Annotated in this window: 23 protein-coding genes; 11 read left to right on the top strand and 12 right to left on the bottom strand. The window is 69.3% G+C overall.

The window, feature by feature from the left end; translation table 11 throughout:
• Window positions 1-59: 59 nt before the first annotated feature.
• From rimI to hemE, 6 genes are all read right to left on the bottom strand, one after another.
• On the bottom strand, window positions 60-530 hold the full coding sequence (gene rimI / locus V5F59_RS23275) for a ribosomal protein S18-alanine N-acetyltransferase (RefSeq protein ID WP_393982803.1): 471 nt from the start codon (window positions 528-530) through the stop codon (window positions 60-62).
• Window positions 527-1,210 carry a tRNA (adenosine(37)-N6)-threonylcarbamoyltransferase complex dimerization subunit type 1 TsaB gene (gene tsaB / locus V5F59_RS23270; RefSeq protein WP_393982802.1) on the bottom strand — a complete coding sequence of 228 codons (684 nt, stop codon included), beginning with the start codon at window positions 1,208-1,210 and terminating at the stop codon, window positions 527-529. The genes rimI and tsaB overlap by 4 nt, the downstream gene beginning before the upstream one ends.
• Window positions 1,211-1,311: 101 nt before the next feature.
• Window positions 1,312-1,872, bottom strand: coding sequence for a NifU family protein (locus tag V5F59_RS23265; protein WP_393982801.1), 561 nt, complete (start codon window positions 1,870-1,872; stop codon window positions 1,312-1,314).
• 529 nt (window positions 1,873-2,401) lie between these two features.
• Entirely contained in the window at window positions 2,402-3,673 is a 1,272-nt protein-coding gene (rho, locus tag V5F59_RS23260; RefSeq protein ID WP_393982800.1) for a transcription termination factor Rho, read from the bottom strand.
• A 249-nt stretch (window positions 3,674-3,922) separates the two neighbouring features.
• Window positions 3,923-4,348 carry a protoporphyrinogen oxidase HemJ gene (hemJ, locus tag V5F59_RS23255; protein WP_393982799.1) on the bottom strand — a complete coding sequence of 142 codons (426 nt, stop codon included), beginning with the start codon at window positions 4,346-4,348 and terminating at the stop codon, window positions 3,923-3,925.
• 26 nt (window positions 4,349-4,374) lie between these two features.
• Entirely contained in the window at window positions 4,375-5,421 is a 1,047-nt protein-coding gene (gene hemE / locus V5F59_RS23250; RefSeq protein ID WP_393982798.1) for a uroporphyrinogen decarboxylase, read from the bottom strand.
• A 339-nt stretch (window positions 5,422-5,760) separates the two neighbouring features.
• Between hemE and V5F59_RS23245 the strand changes: the two genes are divergently transcribed.
• Genes V5F59_RS23245 through dnaQ form a run of 5 tightly spaced genes read left to right on the top strand, consistent with a single transcriptional unit; the run spans window position 5,761 to window position 9,407 of the window.
• The gene (locus V5F59_RS23245; RefSeq protein WP_393982797.1) at window positions 5,761-6,615 is read left to right on the top strand and encodes a pyruvate, water dikinase regulatory protein; all 855 of its coding nucleotides are present in this window, start codon (window positions 5,761-5,763) and stop codon (window positions 6,613-6,615) included.
• Window positions 6,616-6,627: 12 nt separating this feature from the next.
• The gene (locus V5F59_RS23240) at window positions 6,628-7,227 is read left to right on the top strand and encodes a Maf family protein (protein ID WP_393982796.1); all 600 of its coding nucleotides are present in this window, start codon (window positions 6,628-6,630) and stop codon (window positions 7,225-7,227) included.
• Window positions 7,224-8,072, top strand: a complete 849-nt coding sequence (locus V5F59_RS23235; RefSeq protein WP_393982795.1) for a shikimate dehydrogenase — start codon at window positions 7,224-7,226, stop codon at window positions 8,070-8,072. The genes V5F59_RS23240 and V5F59_RS23235 overlap by 4 nt, the downstream gene beginning before the upstream one ends.
• A gap of 4 nt (window positions 8,073-8,076) precedes the next feature.
• Window positions 8,077-8,676 (top strand): dephospho-CoA kinase, encoded by a 600-nt coding sequence (gene coaE, locus V5F59_RS23230; protein ID WP_393982794.1) that lies wholly within the window; start codon window positions 8,077-8,079, stop codon window positions 8,674-8,676.
• A 14-nt stretch (window positions 8,677-8,690) separates the two neighbouring features.
• The gene (gene dnaQ, locus V5F59_RS23225; RefSeq protein WP_393982793.1) at window positions 8,691-9,407 is read left to right on the top strand and encodes a DNA polymerase III subunit epsilon; all 717 of its coding nucleotides are present in this window, start codon (window positions 8,691-8,693) and stop codon (window positions 9,405-9,407) included.
• Between the two features lie 190 nt (window positions 9,408-9,597).
• On the opposite strand, the gene V5F59_RS23220 is transcribed toward dnaQ, so the two are convergent.
• Window positions 9,598-11,610 carry a thioredoxin domain-containing protein gene (locus V5F59_RS23220; protein WP_393982792.1) on the bottom strand — a complete coding sequence of 671 codons (2,013 nt, stop codon included), beginning with the start codon at window positions 11,608-11,610 and terminating at the stop codon, window positions 9,598-9,600.
• Window positions 11,611-11,741: 131 nt separating this feature from the next.
• Here V5F59_RS23220 and mnmE point away from each other — a divergent pair, with 131 nt between their 5' ends.
• The 5 genes from mnmE to V5F59_RS23195 all read left to right on the top strand — a co-directional run bounded on the left by mnmE (window position 11,742) and on the right by V5F59_RS23195 (window position 17,655).
• Window positions 11,742-13,037: a tRNA uridine-5-carboxymethylaminomethyl(34) synthesis GTPase MnmE gene (gene mnmE, locus V5F59_RS23215; protein WP_393982791.1), complete on the top strand. Its 1,296-nt coding sequence runs from the start codon at window positions 11,742-11,744 to the stop codon at window positions 13,035-13,037.
• 124 nt (window positions 13,038-13,161) lie between these two features.
• A complete protein-coding gene (gene mnmG, locus V5F59_RS23210; protein WP_393982790.1) occupies window positions 13,162-15,030 on the top strand; it encodes a tRNA uridine-5-carboxymethylaminomethyl(34) synthesis enzyme MnmG in 1,869 nt (622 codons plus the stop codon).
• A gap of 57 nt (window positions 15,031-15,087) precedes the next feature.
• Window positions 15,088-15,822: a 16S rRNA (guanine(527)-N(7))-methyltransferase RsmG gene (gene rsmG, locus V5F59_RS23205; RefSeq protein ID WP_393982789.1), complete on the top strand. Its 735-nt coding sequence runs from the start codon at window positions 15,088-15,090 to the stop codon at window positions 15,820-15,822.
• Entirely contained in the window at window positions 15,819-16,661 is an 843-nt protein-coding gene (locus tag V5F59_RS23200) for a ParA family protein (protein WP_393982788.1), read from the top strand. The genes rsmG and V5F59_RS23200 overlap by 4 nt, the downstream gene beginning before the upstream one ends.
• Window positions 16,662-16,734: 73 nt before the next feature.
• Window positions 16,735-17,655 (top strand): ParB/RepB/Spo0J family partition protein, encoded by a 921-nt coding sequence (locus V5F59_RS23195; protein ID WP_393982787.1) that lies wholly within the window; start codon window positions 16,735-16,737, stop codon window positions 17,653-17,655.
• 135 nt (window positions 17,656-17,790) lie between these two features.
• Here V5F59_RS23195 and V5F59_RS23190 read toward each other — a convergent pair whose 3' ends face one another.
• On the bottom strand, window positions 17,791-18,255 hold the full coding sequence (locus V5F59_RS23190; protein ID WP_393982786.1) for a Ros/MucR family transcriptional regulator: 465 nt from the start codon (window positions 18,253-18,255) through the stop codon (window positions 17,791-17,793).
• 885 nt (window positions 18,256-19,140) lie between these two features.
• Here V5F59_RS23190 and recR point away from each other — a divergent pair.
• Window positions 19,141-19,746, top strand: a complete 606-nt coding sequence (gene recR / locus V5F59_RS23185) for a recombination mediator RecR (RefSeq protein WP_393982785.1) — start codon at window positions 19,141-19,143, stop codon at window positions 19,744-19,746.
• Between the two features lie 48 nt (window positions 19,747-19,794).
• On the opposite strand, the gene V5F59_RS23180 is transcribed toward recR, so the two are convergent.
• From V5F59_RS23180 to V5F59_RS23165, 4 genes are all read right to left on the bottom strand, one after another.
• Window positions 19,795-20,589 carry an outer-membrane lipoprotein carrier protein LolA gene (locus tag V5F59_RS23180; protein ID WP_393982784.1) on the bottom strand — a complete coding sequence of 265 codons (795 nt, stop codon included), beginning with the start codon at window positions 20,587-20,589 and terminating at the stop codon, window positions 19,795-19,797.
• Between the two features lie 335 nt (window positions 20,590-20,924).
• Window positions 20,925-23,408, bottom strand: a complete 2,484-nt coding sequence (locus tag V5F59_RS23175; RefSeq protein WP_393982783.1) for an FtsK/SpoIIIE family DNA translocase — start codon at window positions 23,406-23,408, stop codon at window positions 20,925-20,927.
• Between the two features lie 15 nt (window positions 23,409-23,423).
• Window positions 23,424-24,674 (bottom strand): aminotransferase class I/II-fold pyridoxal phosphate-dependent enzyme, encoded by a 1,251-nt coding sequence (locus V5F59_RS23170; RefSeq protein WP_393982782.1) that lies wholly within the window; start codon window positions 24,672-24,674, stop codon window positions 23,424-23,426.
• A gap of 73 nt (window positions 24,675-24,747) precedes the next feature.
• Window positions 24,748-25,698 carry a bifunctional riboflavin kinase/FAD synthetase gene (locus tag V5F59_RS23165; RefSeq protein WP_393982781.1) on the bottom strand — a complete coding sequence of 317 codons (951 nt, stop codon included), beginning with the start codon at window positions 25,696-25,698 and terminating at the stop codon, window positions 24,748-24,750.
• Window positions 25,699-25,707 lie beyond the last annotated feature (9 nt).

Raw genomic sequence — 25,707 nt, 5'->3', positions numbered from 1 at the left:
GGCGGGCCAACATCCGCCTTATCGCCCCGCCGTTCGCGCACCGCAAGGGGCGCGGTGCCTCAGAAATCCCGGCGCAGCATCAGGGCGTCGGCGCCGCCGGAATAATAGCCCTTGCGGCGGCCCGCTTCCGCATAGCCCATGGAGCGGTAGAGGCCGAGGGCCGCCGTGTTGCCTTCCTCCACCTCCAGGAAGGAGGTGGAGATGCCCTCGCTGGCGAGCCGGCCGAGGTGATGGGCGAGCAGGGCCCGGCCGATGCCGCGCCGGCGCCGGTCCGTCACCACCGCCAGGGTGAGCACCTCCGCCTCGGGCGGCACCGCGTGGGAGAGGATGAAGCCCACCGGCTTGCGGCCGAGGCAGGCCACATGGGCCCGCACCGTGCGCTCGGCGATGAGGCGCTCGAACTCGTCCTGCCCCCAGCCACGGGCGAAGGCGCGGGCGTGGATGGCGGCAAGCTGCGGCGCATCCGCCGCCACCGCATCCCGAAGACGCGGCGGCCGGGGCGGGAAGAGAAACTCGATCAGGCGTTTCATCGGCGGGCGACGCGGGCCTTGTCCTGCGGCTTGGCATCCGGCGCGCGCAGATAGAGCGGGCGGGGCTCGGCCGCATCGGGATCCGCCACCGCCCCCAGCCGGGCCACCCAGGCCACGTCCGGCGCCGGCGTGTCGTCCACGGACAAGGGCTCCTTCTCGGAGGGCGGCCAGGCATCCGCCACCAGCTGGGCGCCGGAGCCGACAAGGCGCACCGCGCCGATCGCCACCGAGCGCGCCGCCTCGCGCACGCTGGTCACCCGCGGGGCGATGAGGGTGCGGGCACCGACGCCGAACATCTGCAGGAACACATGGCCGTGCCGGGCATCGATGGCGCTCACCACCGGCACGGCATCGTCATGGGCAAGGTAGGGAGCGGCAAGCGCCGCCAGCGTGGTCACGCCCACCACCGGCCGGTTGGCGGTGAGGCCGAAGCCGCGCGCGGCGGAAAGGCCCACGCGCAGGCCGGTGAAGCTGCCCGGGCCGATGGTGACGGCGATGCGGGACAAATGCTCGAAATCGAGCCCGGCCGCCGCCATCACCTGCTCCACGAGCGGGATGAGCGCCTCCGCGTGACCGCGCTCCATGAGCAGCGAATCACCGGAGACAATGCTGTCCGTCTCGGTGTCGAGCACCGCGGCGGAACAGGCGGCGAGCGCCGTGTCTATGGCAAGGACATACATGTACGCGGGTGCCCCAATCGCCGCCACGATCAACCGAAACCGCGACGGGGGGAAGCAACCCGCCCCGCTCACTTTGCCGAAAGGTTAACGACGCGGTTCTGTCATACCGCCTGCACCTGCTCCACTTCCGGAACGAAGTGCTTGAGCAGGTTCTCGATACCGTTCTTCAGCGTGGCTGTGGACGAGGGGCAGCCGGAGCAGGAGCCCTTCATGTTGAGGAACACGGTGCCGTCCTTGAAGCCGCGGAAGGTGATGTCGCCGCCGTCATTGGCCACCGCCGGGCGCACCCGCGTGTCGAGCAGCTCCTTGATGGTGGACACCACCTCGGCGTCCTTCTCCTCGAAGAATTCGTCGAGATCGGAGGTGTCCGGCTTCACGCCCTCCGAGAGGACAGGAGCGCCGGACATGAAATGCTCCATGATGGCGCCGAGGATGGCCGGCTTGATCTGCGGCCACTCGGCATCCCGCTTGGTCACGGTCACGAAATCCGAGCCCAGGAACACGGCGGCGACGCCGCGCACGTCGAACAGGCGCTGGGCGAGGGGGGAAAGGTCCGCATCCTCCACCGAACGCAGGTCGAGCGTGCCTTCCCCAAGCACCGAACGGCCGGGCAGGAACTTCAGTGTCGCCGGATTCGGCGTGGTTTCCGTCTGAATGAACATGACACTCAATCCTCGAAAAAATTGCGTGCAGGGCAAGCCCGCTTTCTGCCCTCAAAGATAGGAGTTCCCCCGGCAAACCGAAAGAGCGCCTCTGGCATCGCCCCGAATTGACACAGGCGCCCCAGGTCCGTGAACACCACCGGAACGGAATGGGGGCGAATCGGACGCGGCACCCTGTTTTGCCTTTGTTCTCGCTTGTCCCATTTCGGGACGATGGCGAAGCGCAGGCTGAACAGCCGGGGAACGAAAAGCGCGCGAATCGCTGCCGGAGCCAAGTTGGCCGTCTGTTCCTCACGGGATGCCCACCGGGCGTCCCCCGCAATCCCGTCTTGAAGGCTGGTCTGACGCTCCGGAAGAACCGCCGGTAGTGCCCCCGTCGGCTTGGCCCGGCCATGTTCCATTCCGGAGCGATGCGCGGCTGCCGCACCGAACAGCAGACGAACAAAAGGCGCGCGAATCGCCTTCGCGCGCCTGTTGCGGCTTCGTTCCGGAGGGACCGGGCCGGGACAGGCCCGGCCACGGCGCACCGTCAGGTGTTCATGGAATCGAAGAAGTCCTGGTTGGTCTTGGTCTGCCGCAGCTTGTCCAGCAGGAACTCGATGGCGTCCACCGTGCCCATGGGATTGAGGATGCGGCGCAGGACATACATCTTCTTGAGCGTGTCGGACGGAACCAGCAGCTCCTCCTTGCGGGTGCCGGACCGGGTGATGTCGATGGCCGGGAACACGCGCTTGTCGGAGACCTTGCGGTCGAGGATGACTTCCGAATTGCCGGTGCCCTTGAACTCCTCGAAGATCACCTCGTCCATGCGCGAGCCGGTCTCGATGAGCGCGGTGGCGATAATGGTGAGGGAGCCGCCTTCCTCGATGTTGCGGGCCGCGCCGAAGAAGCGCTTGGGCCGCTGGAGGGCGTTGGCGTCCACACCGCCGGTGAGCACCTTGCCGGAGGACGGCACGACGGTGTTGTAGGCGCGGCCGAGGCGGGTGATGGAATCCAGCAGGATCACCACGTCGCGGCCATGCTCCACCAGGCGCTTGGCCTTTTCGATCACCATTTCGGCGACCTGCACGTGGCGCACGGCGGGCTCGTCGAAGGTGGAGGAGACCACCTCGCCCTTCACCGAGCGCTGCATGTCGGTGACTTCCTCGGGCCGCTCGTCGATGAGCAGCACGATGAGGAAGCATTCCGGATGGTTGGCGGTGATGGACTTGGCGATGTTCTGCAGGAGCACCGTCTTGCCGGTGCGGGGCGGCGCCACGATGAGGCCGCGCTGGCCTTTGCCGATGGGCGCCACGATGTCGATGATGCGCGGCGAGAAGTCTTTCTTGCTGCCGGCCGGCTCGTCGTGCTCGAGCTTGAGCCGCTCGTCGGGATAGAGCGGCGTCAGATTGTCGAAGTTGATCTTGTGCCGCGCCTTCTCGGGGTCCTCGAAATTGATCGTGTTGACCTTGAGCAGCGCGAAATAGCGCTCGCCCTCCTTGGGAGAGCGGATCTGCCCCTCCACCGTATCGCCGGTGCGCAGACCGAAGCGGCGGATCTGGGAGGGGGAGACGTAGATGTCGTCCGGACCGGCGAGATAATTGGCCTCCGGAGAGCGCAGGAAGCCGAATCCGTCCTGCAGCACCTCGACGACGCCTTCGCCGATGATCTCCGTCTCGGTGGCCGCCAGCTGCTTGAGGATGGCGAACATGAGCTCCTGCTTGCGCAGGGTGCTGGCGTTCTCCACCTCATTCTCCTCAGCGAAGGCAAGGAGCTCGACGGGAGTCTTGGACTTGAGGTCTTGAAGTTTCACTTCCCGCATAAGGGAAAGCCTCGATGGGTCTTGAGTGCGCCGGAGCGTTCGCGGACGGATCGCAGCCGGCGGGGTGGGGGGCGGTGGGGATCGCAGGTCTTCAGGAGAAGCCGGGGCACGCAGCTGCCACCTGGCGCTCCCACCGGTCCCATAACGGCGCCGGACTTCAGGAAGCGCATTTGCCTGCGTTGAGGAAAGCGACGAGAGGATAGGTGCGCCGGCGGTGCCGCGCAAGCCCTCCTTGTGAGGCAGACGAAATCAAAACGGTTTGACCACCACCAGAATGACGATGCCGATCATCAGGAGCGTCGGCACCTCGTTGGCGATGCGATAGAAACGGGCCGGACGGGTATTCCTGTCCTCGGCGAACTCCCGCACCCAGCGCACCAGAAACCCGTGCATGGCCGACATGGCGAGCACCAGCGCGAACTTGGCGTGGAACCAGGGCGCGCGGTACCAGCCGCCCTCATAGGCGAGCCACAGGCCGGCGAGCCAAGCGACGACCATGGCCGGATTGATGATCGCCTTCAGGAGCCGCCGCTCCATGACCTTGAAGGTCTCCGACGCCTCGGAGCCCGCCTGCGCGGCGGCGTGGTAGACCATGAGGCGCGGCAAATACAGCATTCCCGCCATCCAGGAGATGACGGCGAGGACGTGCAGCGCCTTGATCCAATCATAGAGCATTGGCATTCCTGCCTTTTTCCCGCGCCTCAGCGCCCCCGGCGCACCGCTTCCACAAGCTTTTCCACATGGGCGATGGGGGTCTCGGGACGGATGCCGTGGCCCAGGTTGAAGATGTGCCGCGCGCCGGAGAAATCCGCGCGGATGCGCGCCACCTCCGCCTCCAGGGCCGCCCCGCCGGCGATAAGGCGCAGGGGGTCGAGGTTGCCCTGCAGCGCTACCTTGCCCGAAAGCCGGGCCCGCGCCGCCGGCCGGTCCGCCGACCAGTCGAGGCCGATGGCGTTGATGCCGGTATCGGCGAGCCGCTCCAGCGCCTCCAGCGTCGCGCCCTTGGGGAAGGCGATCACCCGCACATCCGGATGGATCGCCTTCAGCCCCGCGACGATGCGGCGCAGGGGCTCGGCGCACCAGCGCTCGAAGGAGGCGGGGTCGAGCACGCCGGCCCAGGTGTCGAAGATCTGCACCGCCTGCGCCCCGGCCGTCACCTGGGCGGCGAGATGGGCAATGGAGGTTTCCACCAGCATGTCGATGAGGCGCTGGAACAGGGCTTCGTCCCGCAGGGCCAGCAGGCGGGCGGGGGCCTGGTCGTCCGTGCCCCGGCCCGCGACCATGTAGGTCGCCACCGTCCAGGGCGCGCCACAGAAGCCGATCAGCGCCACCTCGGGCGACAGCGCGGCGCGAACCATGGAGATCGCCTCGTACACCGGCTCGACCTTCGCCGGATCGAGCCGGTCCGAAAGGCCGGCCAGCGCCGCGGCGTCCGCCACCGGCGACAGGCGGGGGCCTTCCCCGGCCTCGAACGTGAGCTGGGCGCCCAGCGCGTGGGGCACCACCAGGATGTCGGAAAAGATGATGGCCGCGTCGAAGCCGAAGCGCCGGATCGGCTGGAGCGTCACCTCGGCGGCGAGCTTCGGCGTGTAGCACAGGGTGAGGAAATCACCGGCCTGCGCCCGGACTTCCCGGTACTCGGGCAGATAACGGCCCGCCTGGCGCATCATCCAGAATGGCGGGGGATCCACCACCGTTCCGTCGAGCACGTCGAGGAAAGCGGATCGTGTGGGCTGAGCGCGGTCCATCCCGTCCCTTCAATCAATGAAAGATATTTTTAAAGAGAGAGTCTTTAGTGTCTTTAACGGTTGATTAACCACTCACCGGGCCCTCGACAACCAATCCACAGATCGACCGGTTCGGAAGGGCGCACTTGCCGCAGGTGCGAAAGGGCGCGAAAGGCCGGTTAACAAAGGATTAATGTAACCCTTCGTTAAGACTGTCCACATTGCCACACAGGGGCCCTCCGGAATCTGTCCCGCGGGGTCTGCATGTGGATGGAAATCCGGGTTGTCCCAAGACCCCACTTGCGTCGTGTGCGGGGCCGTGCCTTTTTCAACAGCGTTCCACAGGAGCGGTGGATAAAAGTGTCATCGACGAAATCGCCGGCCGAGAGCTACTTCCATCTGCATCTCGTTTCCGATGCCACGGGCGAAACCCTCATCAACGTCGGCCGAGCGGCCTGCGCGCAATATGTGAACGTGCTGCCCATCGAGCACGTCTATCCGCTCGTGCGGTCCATGAAGCAGCTGGACCGGGTGCTGAGCGAGATCGAGAGCAATCCCGGCATCGTGCTCTACACGCTGGTGGACAAGGAGATCCGCGAGCGGCTGAAGGCGAGCTGCCGGGAACTGGGCGTGCCCTATCTCTCGGTGATGGCGCCGGTGGTGCAGCTGTTCCAGTCCTACCTCGGCGGCGAGCCGACCCCGCGGGTGGGCGGCCAGCACTCGCTGGATGCCAGCTATTTCAAGCGCATCGACGCTTTGAACTTCACCGTCATGCACGACGACGGGCACATGACGGACGACCTGGAGAATGCCGACGTGGTGCTGCTCGGCGTCTCGCGCACGTCCAAGACGCCCACCTCCATCTATCTTGCCAACCGGGGGATCAAGACCGCCAACATTCCGCTGGTGCCCAACGTGCCCTTGCCGCCCAATGTGGAGAAGCTGAAGAAGCCCCTGGTGGTGGGCCTGGTGGCGAGCCCGGAGCGCATCGTCGAGATCCGGCAGAACCGCCTCCTCAGTCTCAATGCGGTGGAGGCCGGCACCTCCTACACGGACCGTGAGGCGGTGAGCGAGGAGATCGCCTTTTCCCGCCGTCTGTGCGCCCGCAACGGCTGGCCGCTCATCGACGTGACGCGACGGTCCATCGAGGAGACGGCGGCCACCATCTACGCGCTCCACAGCGAGCGCCGGCGCCGCGAGATCGCGGAAACATGAGGAGGTTCGATAGTGTGGCGTGGTGAACAGCCGCTCGTGCTCGCGTCCAAGAGCGCCACGCGGTTGACCCTTCTCGTGCATGCGGGCGTGCCCGTGGAGACGATCGCGGCGGATGTGGACGAGCGGGCGGTGCAGCTGGAAGCCGGCGAGATCGACCCGGCGCGCATCGCGCTCATCCTCGCGCGGGCGAAGGCGCTGGCCGGTGCCAAGGCGGCGCCCGGGCGCATCGTGCTCGGCGCCGACCAGACCCTGGCGCTGGGGCCGAAGATCTACCACAAGCCCGAGAGCCTGGAGGCGGCGCGCACCCAGCTGAAGGAGCTGGCCGGGCACACCCATGCGCTCCACTCGGCGGTAGCGGTGGCCATCGACGGGGCGGTGGTGTTCGAGACGGTGGTCAGCGCCTTTCTCACCATGCGGCCCCTCACCGAGGAGGCACTGAGCACCTATCTGCTCGCGGCCGGCCCGCGGGTGCTCACCTCGGTGGGCGCCTATCAGCTGGAATCGGTGGGGGTGCATCTTTTCACCCGCGTGGATGGCGACCATTTCACCATCCTGGGCCTGCCGCTCCTGCAGGTCCTGCCGTTCTTCCGCGAGCAGGGACTCTTGCCGTGACCGTGCGCGTCTGTGTCACCGGCCAGCCGGTGAGCTATTCCCGCTCGCCCATGCTGCATGGCTACTGGCTGAAGAAATACGGCATCGACGGCGCTTATGGCCGGGAGGAGGTGCCGCCGGAGACCGCCGCGGACTTCTACCGCTCCCTGCGGGCCCGTGGCTATGCGGGCTGCAACGTCACCGCGCCCAACAAGGAGATCGCCTTCTCCGTGCTGGACGCGGCGGAGGAGAGCGCGGCCGTGCTCGGCGCCGCCAACACCCTCTGGTTCGAGGGCGACAGGCTCTGCGGCGCCTCCACCGACGGCTACGGCTTCATCGCCAATCTCGATGCCAGCGCCCCGGGCTGGGATGGGGAGCGCAAGCTCGCCCTCGTGCTCGGCGCGGGGGGCGCCTCGCGCGCCATCGTCCATGCCCTGGTGGGGCGGGGGTTCGAGCGCGTGGTGCTGGCCAATCGCACGCTGGAGCGGGCGGAGGCGGTGGCCGCCCTGTTCGGCCCCCGCGTGGTGCCGCTGGCCTTCGACAAGGCCGGCGGGGTGATGGGCGATGCGGATATATTGGTGAACTGCACCTCCCTCGGCATGAAAGGGGCGGCGCCCTTGTCCATCGATCTGGACCGGCTGCGGCCGGAGGCGGTGGTGAGCGACATCGTCTATGTGCCGCTGCAGACGCCGCTCCTCAAGCTGGCGGAAAACCGGGGCATCCGCACCGTGGATGGCCTCGGCATGCTGCTGCACCAGGGGGTGCCCGGCTTCGAGCGCTGGTTCGGGGTGCGGCCGCAGGTGACGGACGAGCTGCGGGCCCTGCTCATCGAGGATCTGCGGGCCAAGGGCCAGCTGGAGGCCTGACGCGATGTGGATCCTCGGCCTCACCGGTTCCATCGGCATGGGCAAGTCGGCCACCGCGCGCCTGTTCCGCGCCCTGGGGGTGCCGGTGCATGATGCGGATGCCGCCGTGCACGCCCTCTATCGCGGCAAGGCGGTGGAACCGGTGGAAGCGGCCTTTCCCGGGGTGACCCGCGACGGGGCCATCGACCGCCCTGCCCTCGGCGCCCGGGTGCTGAACGATCCTGAGGCCATGCGGCGGCTGGAGGCCATCGTCCACCCGCTGGTGCGGGGGGAGGAGGAAACGTTCCTTGCGGCGGCGCGGGCGGCGGGGGCGCGGCTGGTGGTGCTGGACATTCCCCTCCTGTTCGAGACGGGCGGGCGGGAGCGGGTCGATGCGATCGCTGTGGTCAGCGCGCCGAAAGCTGTGCAGCGCACTCGCGTGCTGGACCGGCCGGGCATGACGGAAGAGAAATTCGCAGCCATCCTCGCAAAGCAGATGCCGGATGCGGAGAAGCGCCGGCGCGCCCATTTTGTCATCGACACCGGACGCGGCTTCGCGGCGGCGGAACATCAGGTGGCGGGGGTGGTGCGCGCGCTGGCGGGGCCGGGGCGGCAGCCCGGCTGAGGTGAGGGACAGGAATGCGCGAGATCGTGCTCGATACCGAGACCACGGGCCTTGAGGCCTACGGCGGCGACCGGCTGGTGGAGATCGGCTGCGTGGAGATGGTCAACCGCATCCTCACGGGCACCGTGTTCCACGTCTATATCAACCCCGAGCGCGACATGCCGGTGGAGGCGTTCAACGTCCACGGCCTGTCGGCGCAATTTCTGTCCGACAAGCCGAAGTTCGCGGAAGTCGCCGATCAATTTCTTGAATTCATCGCCGAAGATACTTTGGTGATCCACAATGCGGCCTTCGACATCGGCTTCCTGAATGCCGAGCTGGAGCGCCTCGGCCGGACCACCATCGCCCGCGACCGGGTAGTCGACACCTTGGCGCTCGCCCGGCGCAAGCATCCCGGCGGCGGCAATCGCCTCGACGACCTGATGAACCGCTACGGCATCGACAGTTCGCGCCGGGTGAAGCACGGGGCGCTGCTCGATGCCGAGCTTCTGGCGGAAGTCTATGGCGAGCTGCTCGGCGGTAAGCAGGCGAGCCTCATCGGCCTGGTGGAGGAGACCACCGAGGCGCCCCGCCTCGTGGTGGCCGCCCGTGCCGCCCACCCGCGTCCCGTGCCGCTTCCCTCCCGCATCACGCCGTCGGAGGCCGAGGCCCATGCCGCCTTCATCGCCATGATGGGCGAGAAGGCCATCTGGCTGAAATATGCCGAGGCGCCGGAGAAGGCCGAAGGCTGACCCCTCTCAGGACGCGCATGGAGCGTTTTACAACCATAAAACAATCATAGGTTGATCGATTGGGAGGCCTCTGGAGGGGAAAATCGCTCCCGGTTCGATCCATTCTTCATCCATCGAATGAAATCGGCCCATGGCCTCCTGAAGCGATTTGAGAAGGTGTCGCCTTTGCGCGTCGGCTGGAGAGGGTGTTTCAGGCCAGCATTTCGCTTACCGCGGCCGGTAGCGCCAGCGGATCGGTGATGGGCAGGGAGCAGCGCTCTCCCACGCACACGAAGGCAGCTCCCTCCGCCGGAGCGGAGGCAAGGCGGGCGGCCATCACGCTGCCGACCGGTGCCGCGGACCCGCCTCCCCGCACCACGGCGCGCAGGGGGAAGGGCACGTTCAGCGCCGCCGCGGCAAACCGGTCGGCCTGCCGGCCCACGACAGTGATCTCGGCGAGGCCGAGGCGCGTGTCGATGGCGTTGAGCACGGCCCCATGGGCCAGCGCATTACGCGCCGCCGCGCCGGAGAGGCCGCCAAGCACCCGGTCCGCCCGCAGCCGGAACGCATCCTTGCCGGTGAGGGCGGCGAGGCGGACGAGGGCATCCGCCGCCACCGCGTTGTAGTTCGGCAGGGCCTCGTCATGGGTGGCGTGGGGCCGCACCACCAGGGCGTCGCCATCGTCGGCGGTGAGGAAATAGGTGCCGGTGGCGGGGTCGAGATGGTGTCGCTCCAGGGCCTCCAGGAAGAGGGTGGCCTGCTCCAGCCCCTCCCCTTCCCCGGTCGCCTCATGGAGCGCGATACCCGCGCGGGCCATGGCCGCGAGGTCGCAGGCGAGGCCGGGAAACACCTTCTTGCCGGCGCACCAGGAGTGGGCGAGCCGCCCGTTCGCCACCATGTGGGTGCGCACGGCGGCAAAGGCGGCCTGCGCCAGGGCGATCCAATCCCCCTCTCCCAGGAAGGCGCCGGCGCGGGCGAGCGCGGCGATCATCAGGCCATTCCAGTCCGCCAGCACCTTGTCGTCGCGGCCGGGGCGCACGCGATTCTCGCGGGCGGCCAGGAGCTTCCGGCGCAGGGGATCAAGCCGGGCCTCGTCTGCCGCGCTCACGAATCCGGCGTCGGTGCGGTTCAGGATGTTGCCGGCCTCCCAATTGCCGGCGCGGGACACGTCGTAGAAGCGGTTGAAGACGGCGGCGTCCTCGGCCCCCAGCACCGCCTCGATCTCCGTCGCCGACCACACGTAGAAGCGCCCTTCATGGCCTTCCGAATCCGCATCGAGGCTGGCGGCGAAGGCGCCCTCGGCGGTCAGCATCTCCCGTCGCAGCCAGCCCACGGTTTCCCGCGCCCGGCGCAGGAACAGGCCGTCGCCGGTGTCGCGATACGCCAGCGCCAGCAGCTCCAGCAGCTGGGCATTGTCGTAGAGCATCTTCTCGAAGTGGGGGACGAACCAGATCTCGTCCACCGAATAGCGGGCGAAGCCGCCGCCGAGATGATCGAAGATGCCGCCCTCGCACATGCGATTGAGGGTGTGGGCGACGGTGGCCTTCAGCCTGTCGTCGCGGCGGCGGGTGCCCATGCGCCACATCAGCTCCATGAGGCCGCACTGGGGGAATTTCGGCGCGCCCTTCAGGCCGCCGTTCACCGGATCGAACCGCTCGGCGACCTTGGCGGCCGTCTCGGCCAGGTCGTCCGCGCTGATGGCGACGCCTGCCTGGGGAGCCCCGGCCTTGCGCACGCGGGCGAGGATGGTCGCGGCATTCTTCTCCACCGTCTCATGCTTTTCGGTGAAGACGGTGGAGACCTGCTGGAGCACATCGGCGAAGCCGGGCCGGCCGTAGCTGGCGCTCGGCGGGAAATAGGTGCCGCCCCAGAACGGCCGGCCCTCGGGATCGAGGAACATGGTGAGCGGCCAGCCACCGCTCTGCCCCATCTGCTGGAGCGCCGCCATGTAGATCTGGTCCACCTCCGGCCGCTCCTCCCGGTCCACCTTGATGTTCACGAACAGGGTGTTCATGAGCGCGGCGATGTCCGCACTCTCGAAGCTTTCGTGGGCCATCACATGGCACCAGTGGCAGGCCGCGTAGCCCACCGAGAGCAGGATGGGCCTGCCGCTGGCCTTCGCCTCGGCAAACGCCTCCTCCCCCCAGGGCCACCAATGCACGGGATTGTCCTTGTGCTGGAGCAGGTAGGGACTGGTCTCGCGGGACAGGCGGTTCTCGCTCATGACGTCAGGATCCTATGGCGGCGGGGCCGGCTGTGGGACAACGGTTCTGGCGACCAAAGGTTCGGGAAGCGACAGGGCACCGGTTTGCGGTTATGCCCTGCAAATCCGCAGCCAAACGGGGAGGCGTGACCATGCCGGACACCATTTTCGCTCTGTCTTCGGGCCGCCTGCCGGCGGGCGTCGCCGTGGTGCGCATCTCCGGCCCCGAGGCGCCGGCGGCGGCGCTGGCGCTGGGCGGGACCCTGCCGCCGCCGCGCCTCGCCCGCTACGGCGTGCTGAAGGACCCCGCGAGCGGCGCGCCGCTGGACCAGGGGCTGATGCTCTTCTTCCCCTCCCCCGCCAGCGCCACCGGCGAGGATGTGGTGGAGCTGCACCTGCACGGCGGCCGGGCGGTGGTGGCGGCGGTGCTGCGGGTGCTGTCCCGCCTGCCGGGGCTGCGGCCGGCGCAGCCGGGAGAATTCACCCGGCGCGCCCACGCTTGCGGCAAGCTGGATCTCGCCGAGGTGGAGGGCCTTGCCGACCTGATCGCCGCCGAAAGCGAGGCCCAGCGCAAGCAGGCGCTGGCGCTCGCCGCCGGCGCCCTCTCCCGCCGCATGGAGAGCTGGCGCGAGGGACTGGTCGGCGCGCTGGCGCTGCTGGAAGCGGCCATCGACTTCGCCGAGGAAGGCGACGTGCCGGACGACCTCGCCGCGCAGGCGACCGCCCGTCTCTCCGGCCTGAAGCGGGAGCTGATGGCGGCCCTGGCCGATTCCGCGCGGGGTGAGCGGGTGCGCGACGGTCTGGTGGTGGCCATCGCCGGCCCGCCCAATGCGGGCAAGTCCACCTTGCTGAACCGCCTCGCCGGGCGGGAGGCCGCCATCGTCTCTCCAGTTCCCGGCACCACGCGGGACGTGCTGGAGGTGCATCTGGAGCTGGCCGGACAGGCCGTCACCCTGCTCGACACCGCAGGCCTGCGGGAGACGGCGGACCTGGTGGAGGCGGAAGGCGTGCGCCGTGCCCATGCCCGGGCGGAGGCGGCGGACCTGGTGCTCTGGCTCTGCGATGCCGGGGAGGCGCCGCCGGCGGCCTTCGCCTCGGCGCTCAGGGTCCGCACCAAGATGGACCAGGGCGGCGCGGCGCCGGAGGGCTGGCTGGGCATCTCCGCCGCCACCGGCGCGGGGCTGGATGGGCTGGTCTCGGCGATCGAGGCCCGGACGGCGGCCCTGGGCGGCGGCGAGCCGGCCCTCATCACCCGCGAGCGCCAGCGGCTGGGGCTGGAGGCGGCGGCCGTGCATCTGGAGCGGGCGCTCCAGGACTTCGGCGGGCGCGAGGAGCTGCGGGCGGAAGAGGTGCGCCTCGCCATCCGCGCGCTGGACCAGACCATCGGCCGGGTGGACGTGGAGGACGTGCTGGATGCGCTGTTCCGCACCTTCTGCATCGGAAAATGAGCGGAGCGCCGGCATCAGAATGTTTCACGTGAAACATCCCGGCCCTTCCGGCCTTGACGCCGCCTGAAAGTCGGCGTTTCCAGAAGGGGCGCGGCACCGGCCGCTTTCCCTGCCCCGGATCATGATGAACGAGACCCCCTCCCCCCGCGCCTTCGACGTGATCGTCGTGGGTGGCGGCCACGCCGGATGCGAAGCCGCCGCCGCGGCGGCCCGGCTCGGCGCGGCCACGGCGCTGGTCACCCATGCCGGCGCCACCATCGGCGCCATGTCCTGCAATCCCGCCATCGGCGGGCTGGGCAAGGGGCATCTGGTGCGGGAGATCGATGCGCTGGACGGGCTGATGGGCCGGGTGGCGGACCAGGGCGGCATCCAGTTCCGCGTGCTCAACCGCCGCAAGGGGCCCGCGGTGCGTGGCCCCCGTGCCCAGGCGGACCGCAGGCTCTATGCGCGCGCCATGCAGCAGGCGCTGGCGGAGCAGGCGGGCCTGTGCATCGTCGAAGGCGAGGCGGATGACCTGCTCTCCCGGGACGGCCGTGTCACCGGCGTGCGCCTCGCTGACGGGCGGGAGCTGGCGGCCGGGGCGGTGGTGCTCACCACGGGCACCTTCCTCAATGGCCTCATTCACATGGGCGAGGTGAGCTTTCCCGCCGGGCGCATGGGCGAGAAGCCGGCGCTGGGCCTCTCCCCTGCCCTCGCCCGGCTGGGCTTTGCGCTGGGCCGGCTGAAGACCGGCACGCCGGCGCGGCTGGATGGGCGCAGCATCGACTGGGCGAGCCTTGAGATGCAGGCGGGAGACGAGCCGCCGGAGCCCTTCTCCGCCCTCACCACCCGCCTGCCGAACCCGCAGGTGGAATGCGGCATCACCCGCACCACCGGCGCCACCCACGACCTCATTCGCGCGAACCTTGCCCGCTCGGCCATGTATTCCGGCCGTATCGAGAGCACGGGGCCGCGCTATTGCCCGTCCATCGAGGACAAGATCGTCCGCTTCGGCGATCGCGACGGGCACCAGATCTTCCTGGAGCCGGAGGGGCTCGACGATCCCACCGTCTACCCCAATGGCCTGTCCACCTCCCTGCCGGAGGAGGTGCAGACGGCTTTCCTGCGCACCATCCCCGGGCTGGAGCGGGTGGCGGTGCTGCGGCCCGGCTATGCCATCGAGTATGACCATGTGGACCCCCGCGAGCTCGACCCCACGCTGGAGGCCAAGCGGGCGCCGGGCCTGTTCCTCGCCGGGCAGATCAACGGCACCACCGGCTATGAGGAGGCCGCGGCCCAGGGGCTGGTGGCCGGCCTCAACGCGGCCCGCCGCGCCGGCGGGGCGGATGGCGTGGTGTTCGACAGGGCGGAAGGCTATCTGGGCGTGATGATGGACGACCTCGTCACCCGCGGGGTGAGCGAGCCCTATCGCATGTTCACCTCCCGCGCCGAATATCGCCTGACCCTGCGGGCCGACAATGCGGACCAGCGCCTCACCGGGCGGGGCCGGGCCCTTGGCCTCGTGGGGGCGGAGCGGGCGGCGCACTTTGCCCGGCGCACCGAGGCGCTGGCGGCGGCGCGGACGCTGGCCCGCAGCCTCTCCCTGACCCCCAACGAGGGGGAGCGGCACGGGCTTTCCGTCAACAAGGATGGCCAGCGGCGCAGCGCCTTCGACCTGCTCGCCTATCCGGACATCGACATGGCGCGCCTCGCCGCCATCTGGCCGGAGCTGTCGGCGCTTCCGCCGGCGGTGGCGGAGCAGGTGGAGATCGATGCGAAATATGCGGTGTATCTGGAGCGCCAGCAGGCGGACATCCACATGCTGCGGCGGGACGAGGCGCTGGCCCTGCCAGACGACCTTGCCTATGGGGCGCTGCCGGGCCTCTCCAACGAGCTGAAGCAGAAGCTTGCCCGGGTGCGCCCGCGCACGGTGGGCCAGGCCGGGCGCATGGAGGGCATGACGCCGGCGGCGCTCGCCCTCCTCGCCACCCACGCCCGCCGGGCGGGCCGGTGAGGGCGCAGGCATGTGGATCACGGGGATGAGTGCGGCGCGTGCACGCGGAGCCGGCGCATGAAGACGGGCAAGGGCGAGAGCCATGATGCGGGGCGCGATGCCGTCGCCGCCATTGTTTCACGTGAAACGCTGGACCGGCTGACGTTGCTCGCCGAGCTTCTGGTAAAGTGGCAGAAGACCATCAATCTGGTGGCGCCCGCGTCCCTGCCCGACCTATGGTCGCGCCACATCGCCGATTCTTTACAATTGATTCACCATGTTCCCGAAAACACCCGCAAGTGGGTGGACCTCGGCTCCGGCGGGGGATTCCCGGGCCTCGTGGTGGGCGCGGCGCTGGCCGGGCGGGAGGGGGCGGACGTGCATCTGGTGGAGAGCGACACCCGCAAGGCCGCCTTCCTGCGCGAGGCGGCGCGGGTGGCGGACCTGCCGGTGACGGTCCATGCCCAGCGGATCGAGCAGGTGGCCGAGCGCCTGGCGCCGGGGACCCAGGTGGTCTCCGCCCGCGCGCTGGCGCCCCTGCCCAAGCTGCTGGACCTGGCGGCGCCCTTCCTTGCCGCGGGCGCGCTCGGCCTGTTTCCGAAGGGCCGCGACGCCGAACACGAATTGACCGACGCCCGCAAAGGCTGGACACTCGACCTTGACCTCCGCCCCAGCGCGAGCGACCCCCAAGGGCGCATCCTCTTGGTGAAGGATGCGCGGCGGGGAGCTGAGACCACCGTCACCACGCCCGGTGTCGCGGCCCATGCCGCGGGCGGCCCTTCCGGACCCGACGCGTCGAGGACAAAGCCATGACCGACACGCTCTCCCCCTTCCCTGCCCCCCTTGCCGCGCCGCGGGTGCTGGCGCTCGCCAACCAGAAAGGCGGCGTGGGCAAGACCACCACGGCCATCAATCTCGGCACGGCGCTGGCCGCCATCGGCGAGACGGTGCTGGTGGTGGACCTCGATCCGCAGGGCAATGCCTCCACCGGGCTCGGCATCGACCGGCGGCAGCGCAACCTCTCCACCTATGACGTGCTGATCGGCGAGGCCTCCATGCGCGAGACCGTGCTGGAGACCGGCGTGCCGCATCTGTATGTGGCCCCCTCCACCCTCGACCTGTCTGGACTGGAGCTGGAAATCGCCGCCGAGCGCGACCGCGCCTTCCGGTTGCGGACGGCGCTGAAGGCCATGGCCGAGGACGAGCGCGCGCCGCGCTTCTCCTATGTGCTCGTGGATTGTCCGCCGTCCCTGTCGCTGCTGACGGTCAACGCCATGGCGGCGGCCGATGCCATAGTGGTGCCGCTGCAGTGCGAGTTCTTCGCGCTGGAGGGCCTCTCCCAGCTGATGAAGACGGTGGAGCAGGTGCGCACCGGGCTGAACCCCAACCTCACCATCCACGGCATCGTGCTCACCATGTATGACGGGCGCAACAACCTTTCCGAGCAGGTGGTGCAGGATGTCCGCCAGTTCATGGGCGACAAGGTCTATGACACCGTGATCCCGCGCAATGTGCGCGTGTCCGAGGCGCCCTCCTACGGCAAGCCGGTGCTGCTCTACGACCTCAAGTGCGTGGGCTCGCAGGCCTATCTGCGGCTCGCCTCGGAGGTGATCCAGCGCGAGCGGGCGGCGCGGGCGGAGGCGGCGGCCTGACGTCGCAAGGCGAGCCGGCACGAAACGACGCAAGACAAGAACAATTCGGCGCAGGAAGACGACGGACAACGACATGGCGGACGAACAGCGCTCCCGGCTCGGCCGGGGACTTGCCGCGCTCATCGGGGAGATGGGAGAGCCCCAGGCCCCGGCCGGGCGCGGGACGGCGGGGGACAGGCGCGGCGGGCCCCGCCGCCTGCCCATCGAGCAGGTGCGCCCGAACCCGCGCAATCCGCGCCGCGTGTTCCTGGAGGACGGGCTGGACGACCTCACCGCCTCCATCCGCGAGAAGGGCATCATCCAGCCCATCGTGGTGCGGCCGTTGAAGGCCTCCGACAGCTTCGAGATCGTCGCCGGCGAGCGGCGGTGGCGCGCGGCGCAGCGTGCGGCGCTCCACGAGGTGCCGGTGGTGGTGCTGGAGCTGACGGACCGCGAGGCCCTCGAGATCGCCATCATCGAGAATGTCCAGCGTTCCGACCTCAACCCGGTGGAAGAGGCCCAGGGCTATGAGGCCCTGATGGACGAATTCACTTACAACCAGAACGATTTGGCCAAGGTGATCGGCAAGAGCCGCAGCCACATCGCCAACACCCTGCGCCTGCTGAAGCTGCCGGAGAGCGTGAAGGCCTATCTCGCCGACGGGCGGATCACCGCTGGCCACGCCCGCGCCTTGCTCGCCTGCGCCGAGCCGGAGCGCATGGCCAGGGACGTGGTGGAGAAGGGGCTGACCGTGCGTGACGTGGAGGCCCTCTCCAAGGCGCGCCAAGCCCTCATGGCCCCTGCCCCGTCCAGGGGCGAGGCGCCCGGCAAAAGCAAGGGTGCGCCGGCCTCGGAGCGCAAGAGCGCGGACACGCGGGCGCTGGAAAAACGCCTCACCGATGCGCTGGGCCTCGCGGTGAACATCGAGGGCAAGGGCGAGACGGGCGAGCTGCGCATCCGCTACGCCAGCCTCGACCAGCTGGACGAGGTCTGCCGCCGGCTGGGGCTGGATTGAACGGGCGCCGCTGAGCGAGCGCTCAATATGACGCTGGACCGCCAGATCTCGTGCAATAGAAAAGGCCGCAGGTGCTTTGCGCACCGCGGCCTTTGTCTTCGGTGCGGCGCCGTTCTTCAGCGCGCGCTTTCAGCCTCAGGCCGCGGTCTTGCGGCGGGTGGGCTTCTTGGCCGGGGCGGGCGCCGCCTTCTTGCGGGTCTGGCCGAGGCCCATGTTCTTGGCAAGCTCGGAGCGGGCCGCAGCATAGGCCGGGGCGACCATGGGATAATCCTTCGGCAGGCCCCACTTCTCACGGTAGACGTCCGGGGTCATGCCGTAGCTGGTGCGCAGGTGGCGCTTCAGCGACTTGAACTTCTTCCCGTCTTCCAGGCAGATGATGTATTCGGGCGTGACCGACTTCTTCACCGGCACGGCGGGCTTCTGCTCTTCCACCGCCGGGGCGGCCGGGGTGCCGAGCGAGCCGAGGGCGCGATAGACCGACTCGATCAGGGCGGGAAGCTCGGCGGCGGCCACGGAATTGTTGCTCACATAGGCCGCGACGATGTCCGCGGTGAAGTCGATGAAGCTCGGCGACGGAGAATTGGAGGCGGAGTCGCTCACGGGAGTCCCTTTCTGCTTATTCGCTGCAATGGTCGGAGCCGAGCATCGCTCCCGACCGATGCCTTTACCGGCATCTGAACTTTCAAAAATAGTGTATAGCACCTGCCGAAAGAAATACAATCGGGCCTGTAAAAACTCTTGAAGACCTAGCAATAATGCGGGTTTCCGGCCATTTTGATGCCTGCCGGAAGGCGCGCTGCCGGGCGATTTGATCCTTCCCGGAACAGCGATTCGAGCCGCTTCAAGTTGAAATCTTCGATGCTCAGAGGTGTTCGGCGGAGCACCGTTCGCACGGACGCGGCAGCAGCGGCACCGATGCCTCCCATCCCTGGAGGGAATACGGCTTTTTCTTGGTACCCGTCGGCTGAGTACAGCTTGCAGCTGCCGCAACTGGCGGTCGCAGCTGAGTTCTCTTGGCTCTCATGGGTCGCTGAAGCGCTGTCCCGGTAGCGCTTGCGTGAGTTCTATTTCGGCAGGCGGAAGTCCAGGCAGTATCCAGCATTCAGGCCGTGGACTTACTGGCGCGCCGGCCTTCTCCAGAAATGGCGCGCGGGATGCTGGTTCCCGTCTGGCCGCCCGCCCCCGGATGCGAGGCGCGGCGGCCTGTGCGCGTGCCCTCCCCCGGCGAAGCCGCGGGAGCGGTCGCGGCGGCTGTTGCAGCCGAGCTGCGCGACGCAGGATCCGTCGCAACACCTGTCGCAAGACTTGTCGCAACACTTGCCGCCGGCCGCCGGCCGCGCCACATGGGGGCTGCCGGAGCACGCGCCGATCGGATCGCGCGTTCTCTCGTCTGATTTCAGAGGGCGGTCGACCGGGCGAATGGTCTCAATTTGCTCAAATCGCGCTCGCGCCCATCGGCGTGTTGAACAGGAGCCCTGACGTCCCATGCCCCGTGCCGTCGCCGGACCCGAGATCGAGCGCCTCATCCAGCTCATCGCCCGCCTGCCGGGGCTCGGCCCCCGCTCGGCGCGCCGGGTGGCGCTGCATCTCATCAAGAAGCGCGAGGCGCTCATGGCGCCCCTGTCGGCGGCGCTGGCGGATGCGCTGGGCAAGATCGTGGAGTGCCGGCGCTGCGGCAACGTGGACGTCTGCGATCCCTGCACCATCTGCACCGACGCCACCCGCGACAACCACACGCTGGTGGTGGTGGCGGACGTGGGGGACCTGTGGGCGCTGGAGCGGGCCGCCGCGCTCAATGCGCGCTACCACGTGCTGGGGGGCGTGCTATCGCCCCTCGACGGCGTGGGGCCGGACGACCTGAACCTGGGCAAGCTGGTCGCCCGCGTGCACGATGAGGAGGTGTCGGAGGTCATCCTGGCGCTGGGCGCCACCGTGGATGGGCAGACCACCGCCCATTACATCACGGACCTTCTGCGCGACCTGCCGGTGCGCGTCACCCGCCTCGCCCAGGGTGTGCCGGTGGGCGGCGAGCTCGATTATCTCGATGAGGGAACGCTCGCGGCGGCGATCCGCTCGCGCACGCAGATGTAGGGCAACAGGCTGCCGAAACAAAATCCCCCGCCGGGGCGGGGGATCTGGTCACTGGAGCATGCGCTCGAAGTTGATGACGAAGAGCTTGGGATCCGGACGCTTGTTCACCTGCAGGTTGGAAAGCGTCACCTGCGTGTCGTAGCCTTGCGGATCGGTGATGATCCACTGCCTGAGGGCCGAGGTCTTGGCATCGAACAGGATCAGCAGCCGGTAGGTGCCGATCATGGGCACCTGTTCCTGCATCAGCACGGAGATGAAGGTGTCGTCCTGGTAGATGGCCGACACGTGCGGTTCGGTGGCGAGGTCGATCTGCTCGGCCAGCAGGAAGCGCAGGGGGGTCTGCGACAGGGGGGTGATGTCCTGCGTGTTCAGGCGGCGGTCGCGCACCGCCACCGACTGGCCGTTGGAGATCAGCTCCACCGGGCTCGGCGGATCGTACTGGAAGCGCACGCGGCCGGGCTTCTGCATGTAGACGTCGCCGGTGCGCTTGGTGCCGTCCGGGTCCACCTGGGTGAAGGTGCCGGTGAGCGACTGCACCGAATTATAGTAGGCCGTTACCCGGTCGATGGTGGAGCGCGAGGCGCGGCCATCGGGCGTCGCCGGGGTCGAGGCGGCGGCCGGCGCGGCGGGCTTGCCCTGCGGCTTCGCCTGGGCGACCTGCGGGGCGGGGCCGCCGGCCTGCGCCTGCTGGACACCGGCGGGCCGGTGGGGCGGGAGCGGCGCGGGGGCGGCGGACGCACTGTTCTGCGCCGGCTTCTGCGGCTGCATCAGGTCGCCGGGCGGCAGCAGCGCCTGGGCGCTGGCCATGCCGGGAACGAGCGCCAGCGCCAGCGCGAGGCCCATCCATCCCCCCGACAATCCGCTGCGGCCGCTCCCCCGGCGCAGAACGGGCGCTCGGCCGGACGGGAAGGGCAGGCGGACGGAAGGGCGGCTCGGCATCATGGATTTCTCTGGCGCGAGGCAGTCTGGGCAGGCGAAGAGGAAAGGCTTTCTGGAGCGCGATCCAAGCAGATTGAATCAACCTGTCCGGTTAATCACCCTCTAACTTCAAGATAGAGAATGCGTTACCCGATCAGATCGCGGAGCAACCCGCCTGGCGCATGCTCTAGCGCCAGCCTATGGCGATCCTGTGGCCCGGCGCGTGCGCTTGCAAGTCCGCCGGAACAAGGGGGGGCGAATTACTCGGCGGCTTCCTCCGGCATGAGGATTTCCCGCTTGCCCGCATGGTTGGGGCTGCCCACCAGGCCTTCCTTCTCCATGCGCTCCACCAGGGAGGCGGCGCGGTTGTAGCCGATCTGTAGCCGGCGCTGGATGTAGGAGGTGGAGCACTTGCGGTCGCGCATCACCACCGCCACCGCCTGGGAATAGAGGTCCTGCCCCTCGCCGCCGAAGCCGCCCTTGTCGAACACGGCGCCGTCCTCGCCCTCCCCGTCCTCGTCCAGGTCGGCGGTTACCGCCTCCACATAGGAGGGAGCGCCCTGGGCCTTGAGGTGCTTCACCACGCTCTCCACCTCCTCGTCGGCGACGAAGGGGCCGTGGACGCGGGAGATGCGCCCGCCGCCGGCCATGTAGAGCATGTCGCCCTGGCCCAGCAGCTGCTCGGCGCCCATCTCGCCCAGGATGGTGCGGCTATCGATCTTCGAGGTCACCTGGAAGGAGATGCGGGTGGGGAAGTTGGCCTTGATGGTGCCGGTGATGACGTCCACCGAGGGCCGCTGCGTCGCCATCACCAGATGGATGCCGGCGGCGCGGGCCATCTGGGCAAGGCGCTGGATGGCGCCTTCGATGTCCTTGCCGGCCACCAGCATCAGGTCGGCCATCTCGTCGACGATGACGACGATGTAGGGCAGGGGCTCGAGGTTCATCTCCTCGCGCTCGTAGATGGCCTCGCCGGTGTCGTGGTCGAAGCCGGTCTGCACCGTGCGGGCGAGGCTCTCGCCCTTGTCGGTGGCCTCGCGCACCCGGGCATTGAAGCCGTCGATGTTGCGCACGCCGAGCTTCGACATCTTCTTGTAGCGGTCCTCCATCTCCTTCACCGCCCATTTCAGGGCCACCACCGCCTTCTTGGGGTCGGTGACGACGGGCGCGAGGAGATGCGGGATGCCGTCATAGACGGAGAGTTCCAGCATCTTGGGGTCCACCATGATCAGGCGGCACTGCTCCGGCTTCAGCCGGTAGAGCAGGGAGAGGATCATGGTGTTGATGGCCACCGACTTGCCCGAGCCGGTGGTGCCGGCCACCAGCAGGTGGGGCATGCGGGCGAGGTCGACGATGACCGGGTCGCCGCCGATGGTCTTGCCCAGCGCGATGGCGAGCTTGTGGCCCGAATCGCCGAAGTCCTTGGTGGCGAGCAGCTCGCGCAGCAGCACCTTCTCGCGCTTCTGGTTGGGCAGCTCGATGCCGATGGCGTTGCGGCCCGGCACCACCGCCACGCGGGCGGAGACCGCGCTCATGGAGCGGGCGATGTCGTCGGCAAGGCCGATGACGCGGGACGACTTGATGCCGGGCGCCGGCTCCAGCTCATAGAGCGTCACCACCGGGCCGGGGCGCACCTGGCCGATCTCGCCGCGCACGCCGAAATCCTGCAGGGTCGCCTCCAGTTCCTTGGCGGTGCCGGCAATGGCCTCGGGATTGGCGACGGCGGCGGGCTTGGTGACCGGCGCCGGGGCAAGCAGCTCCAGCGAGGGGAACTGGTATCCGGCGCGGCGGCCGCCGCGCTTGCGGGCCCCGGCGCGGGCGCTGCCGGCGGGAAGCTCCGCCTCGGCCTCGCGCAGGGCATCCGGCACGGCGCCGCCGCTGGAGACGCTGCCCATCCGCGGCTCCGTCCGGCCGGCGGCGCGGGCCGCCCGCTCGGCCAGCACGGCCGGATCGACGGCGGCGGGCTTGGCCGGCCGCTTGCCGAACAGGCCGGCGCTGCCGAGGCGGGCCCGCCAGGACAGGATGGTGTGGGTGAGCGCGCCGAGGGAGATGGAGGTGCCATCTTCCTCCTCGTCATCGTCACCGATCTCGCCGGGAATCTCGCTGGCGGGGGCCGCCTTCAGCGGCGTGCGCCGGCCGCCGCTCAGAGCGAAGAACAGGCCGAGCACGCCCACCGCGAGCCCCACCGCGCCGGCGACGAGGCTGTCGAGGGTGGTCTCCGCCCCGGCCCGCATCACGCCCAGGGCGCGGGGAAACAGATCGCCCAGCGCCCCGCCGAGGCCGGTGAGCCCCGGCCAGGCCACGGGCGCCGGCACGGCGGCGAGGAAGGCGGTGGCGCCCAGCACGCCGACGATCCAGAAGCAGAAGCGCATGCGCTCCCGGGCAAACGGCCGGTGGGTGACGAGGCGCCAGCCGTAATAGAGCAGCGGCAGCAGCACCGCGAGGGCGGCGAGGCCGAACAGTTGCACCAGGAGGTCGGCGACCACGGCGCCGGGCCGGCCCAGCAGGTTCTGCACCTGCGCGCTGGTGGAGTTGGAGAGGCTCGGGTCCGTCGCGTGCCATGAGCCGAGGGCGACGAACGCCGCCAGCACGCCGATGATGACCAGCGTCCCGGTGATCTCGCGCCCGCGCCGCCGCACGGCGAGGCGGATGCCTTCCGGAATGAGGTCGAACCGCATCGCGGGGGTCGTCGGCCGGGTGTGCAGCACGGCGTCTGCAGCAGGGCGGCGGCGGGCCATCGGCATCGGCGCGAGCCTCCTTCAGGAAAGGGCGGCGACGAGGCGCGCGAGCACCTCCTCGCAGGTGGGAAGGTCCTGGACCAGGGCGACGCGCAGGAAGTCCGCGCTCGGATTGGCCCCCGTGAGGTCGCGGCGGGCGAGATAGCCGCCCGGCACGGTGCGCAGGCCCTGCTCGCGCCACAGCTTCACCGCCGCCGCCTCGCCGCCGGAGAGCCGGTCGTCCTTAAGGTGGGAGACGTCGAGCCAGAGGAAGAAGCCGCCGCCCGGCCGCGCGTAGCCGAAGCGGCCGGCCAGCATCCGGTCGGCCAGGTCGAACTTGGCCTTGTAGAGGTCGCGGGAAGCGGCCACGTGCGCCTCGTCCTCGAGCGCGGCGACGGCCACCGCCTGCAACGGCTCGGGCACCTGGGGCGCCGCCACCCAGCGGAAGGCGAGGAAATCCTTGAGGAAGGCCGGGTCGCCGGCGCAGAAGCCGCACCGCAGGCCGGGCAGGGACGAGCGCTTGGAGAGGGAGTTGAAGGCCACCGCGCGGGTGAAGTCGGTGCCCGCCACCTCCAGGATGCCGGCCGGCTTCTCGGCGCCGAGGTAGATCTCGGAATAGCACTCGTCCGAGAACAGGAACGCCCCGTGCCGGCGGGCCAGCTCCAGCGCCTTGCCGAGATAGTCGGGGGAGGCGATGGAGCCCTGCGGATTGGCGGGGGAGGCGATGTAGAGGGCGACCGTGCGTTCCAGAAGCGCCGGGTCGAGGGCGTCGAGGTCCGGCAGCCAGCCGCTGTCCTTGGTGGTGGGCACCACCACCGCCTCGCATCCCGCCGCCTCCGCCCCTGCCGCATAGGCAGCATAGAAGGGATTGGGCAGCAGCATGGCCGGGCGCCCCTTCCCGCCCTTCTTCGGATCGGCCAGCCTTTGCGCCACGATGGCGGCGGAGAACAGGCCCTCGCGCGAGCCGTTGAGGGCCAGCACCTCGCGGTCCGCGTCGATGGGCCGGGCAAGATCGTAGCGCTGCGCCAGCCAGCGGGCGGCGGCGGCGCGGAAGGTGGGCGTGCCCTCGGCCCGCGGGTAGCGGCCGAAGCCGGGGAGCGCATCCGCCAGCACCGGCCCGACGAACTCCGGCATGGCATGCTGCGGCTCGCCCACTGCCGCGCTGAGCGGCTGGCGGCCGGGCTCGACCCCCGCCAGGAGGTCGGCGAGGCGGATGAAGGGCGAGCGGCGATCTTCCGGGGGCGCTGCGGGGAGGGATGGCACGGCGGATGGGTCTTTTCTGGCGGCGATCATGATCCGCGCCAGAATGGGGCATGCCGGTTAAGGTGCGGCTAACTCAGATTCGAAGCCGCCGCCGCTGACACCGTCAAAGCTTCGCGAGAACCTCGCGCGCCTGGTGCGCATCGAGACGAATCTGCGCCACGAGGGCGTTGATGCCGTCGAACTTCAGCTCGGGCCGGATGTAGGCGTGGAACTCCACCTCCAGCGTCTGGCCGTAGAGGTCGCCGGCGAAGTCGAACAGGTGGACCTCCAGCAGCGCCCGGCCGTTGTCGAAGGTGGGCCGCCGCCCGTAATTGGCCACCCCGCCGAACTGGCCCAGGGGCGTGCGGGCCTTGACCGCATAGATGCCGAAGGCGAGGTCCAGGTCCTCGGGCAAGGCCAGGTTGGCGGTGGGAAAGCCGATGGTCCGGCCCCTCTTGTCGCCATGGATCACCTGCGCCTCCACGGCGAAGGGCCGGCCCAGCATATGCCCCGCATGGCCCACCTGTCCGGCCGCCAGGGCCTTGCGGATGGCGGTGGAAGAGATGGCGTCGCCTTCGTCCCGCATGGGCTCCACCACCTGCACCTTGAAGCCGTGACGCCGCCCGGCATCCTCCAGGAAGGCCGGTGAGCCGGCCCGGGCGCGGCCGAAATGGAAATCGAACCCGACCGCCACACCTGTCACATGGTACCGTTCGACAAGCACCTGCCGCACGAATGTTTCCGCCTCCAGGGAGGCGAGGGCGGCGTCGAACGGCAGCACGATGGCACCGTCCAGGCCGCTCTCGGCAATGTGCCGGAGCTTTGCCGCCTCCGGCGTCAGGCGGAAGGGAGCGTTGGCGGGATTGAAGAAGGTGCGCGGATGCGGCTCGAAGGTGAGGGCCAGGGCCGCGACCTTTGCCTCCCGCGCCATGGCGCGGGCGGTGTCGAAGACCGCCCGGTGGCCGCGATGCACCCCGTCGAAATTGCCGATGGCCACCACCGGGCGCGTGAAAGCCGGCGGAAGGGGCTCGGCACCGCGGACCAGGACGAATTCGGGAGAGGGGGCTTGTGTCATCGGCGAGCT

This window comes from Xanthobacter nonsaccharivorans, assembly GCF_043194755.2.
Classification (GTDB): Bacteria; Pseudomonadota; Alphaproteobacteria; order Rhizobiales; family Xanthobacteraceae; genus Xanthobacter; species Xanthobacter autotrophicus_G.
Note: the sequence above shows the minus strand (reverse complement) of the source record. Positions and strands in the feature narration are given on the sequence as shown.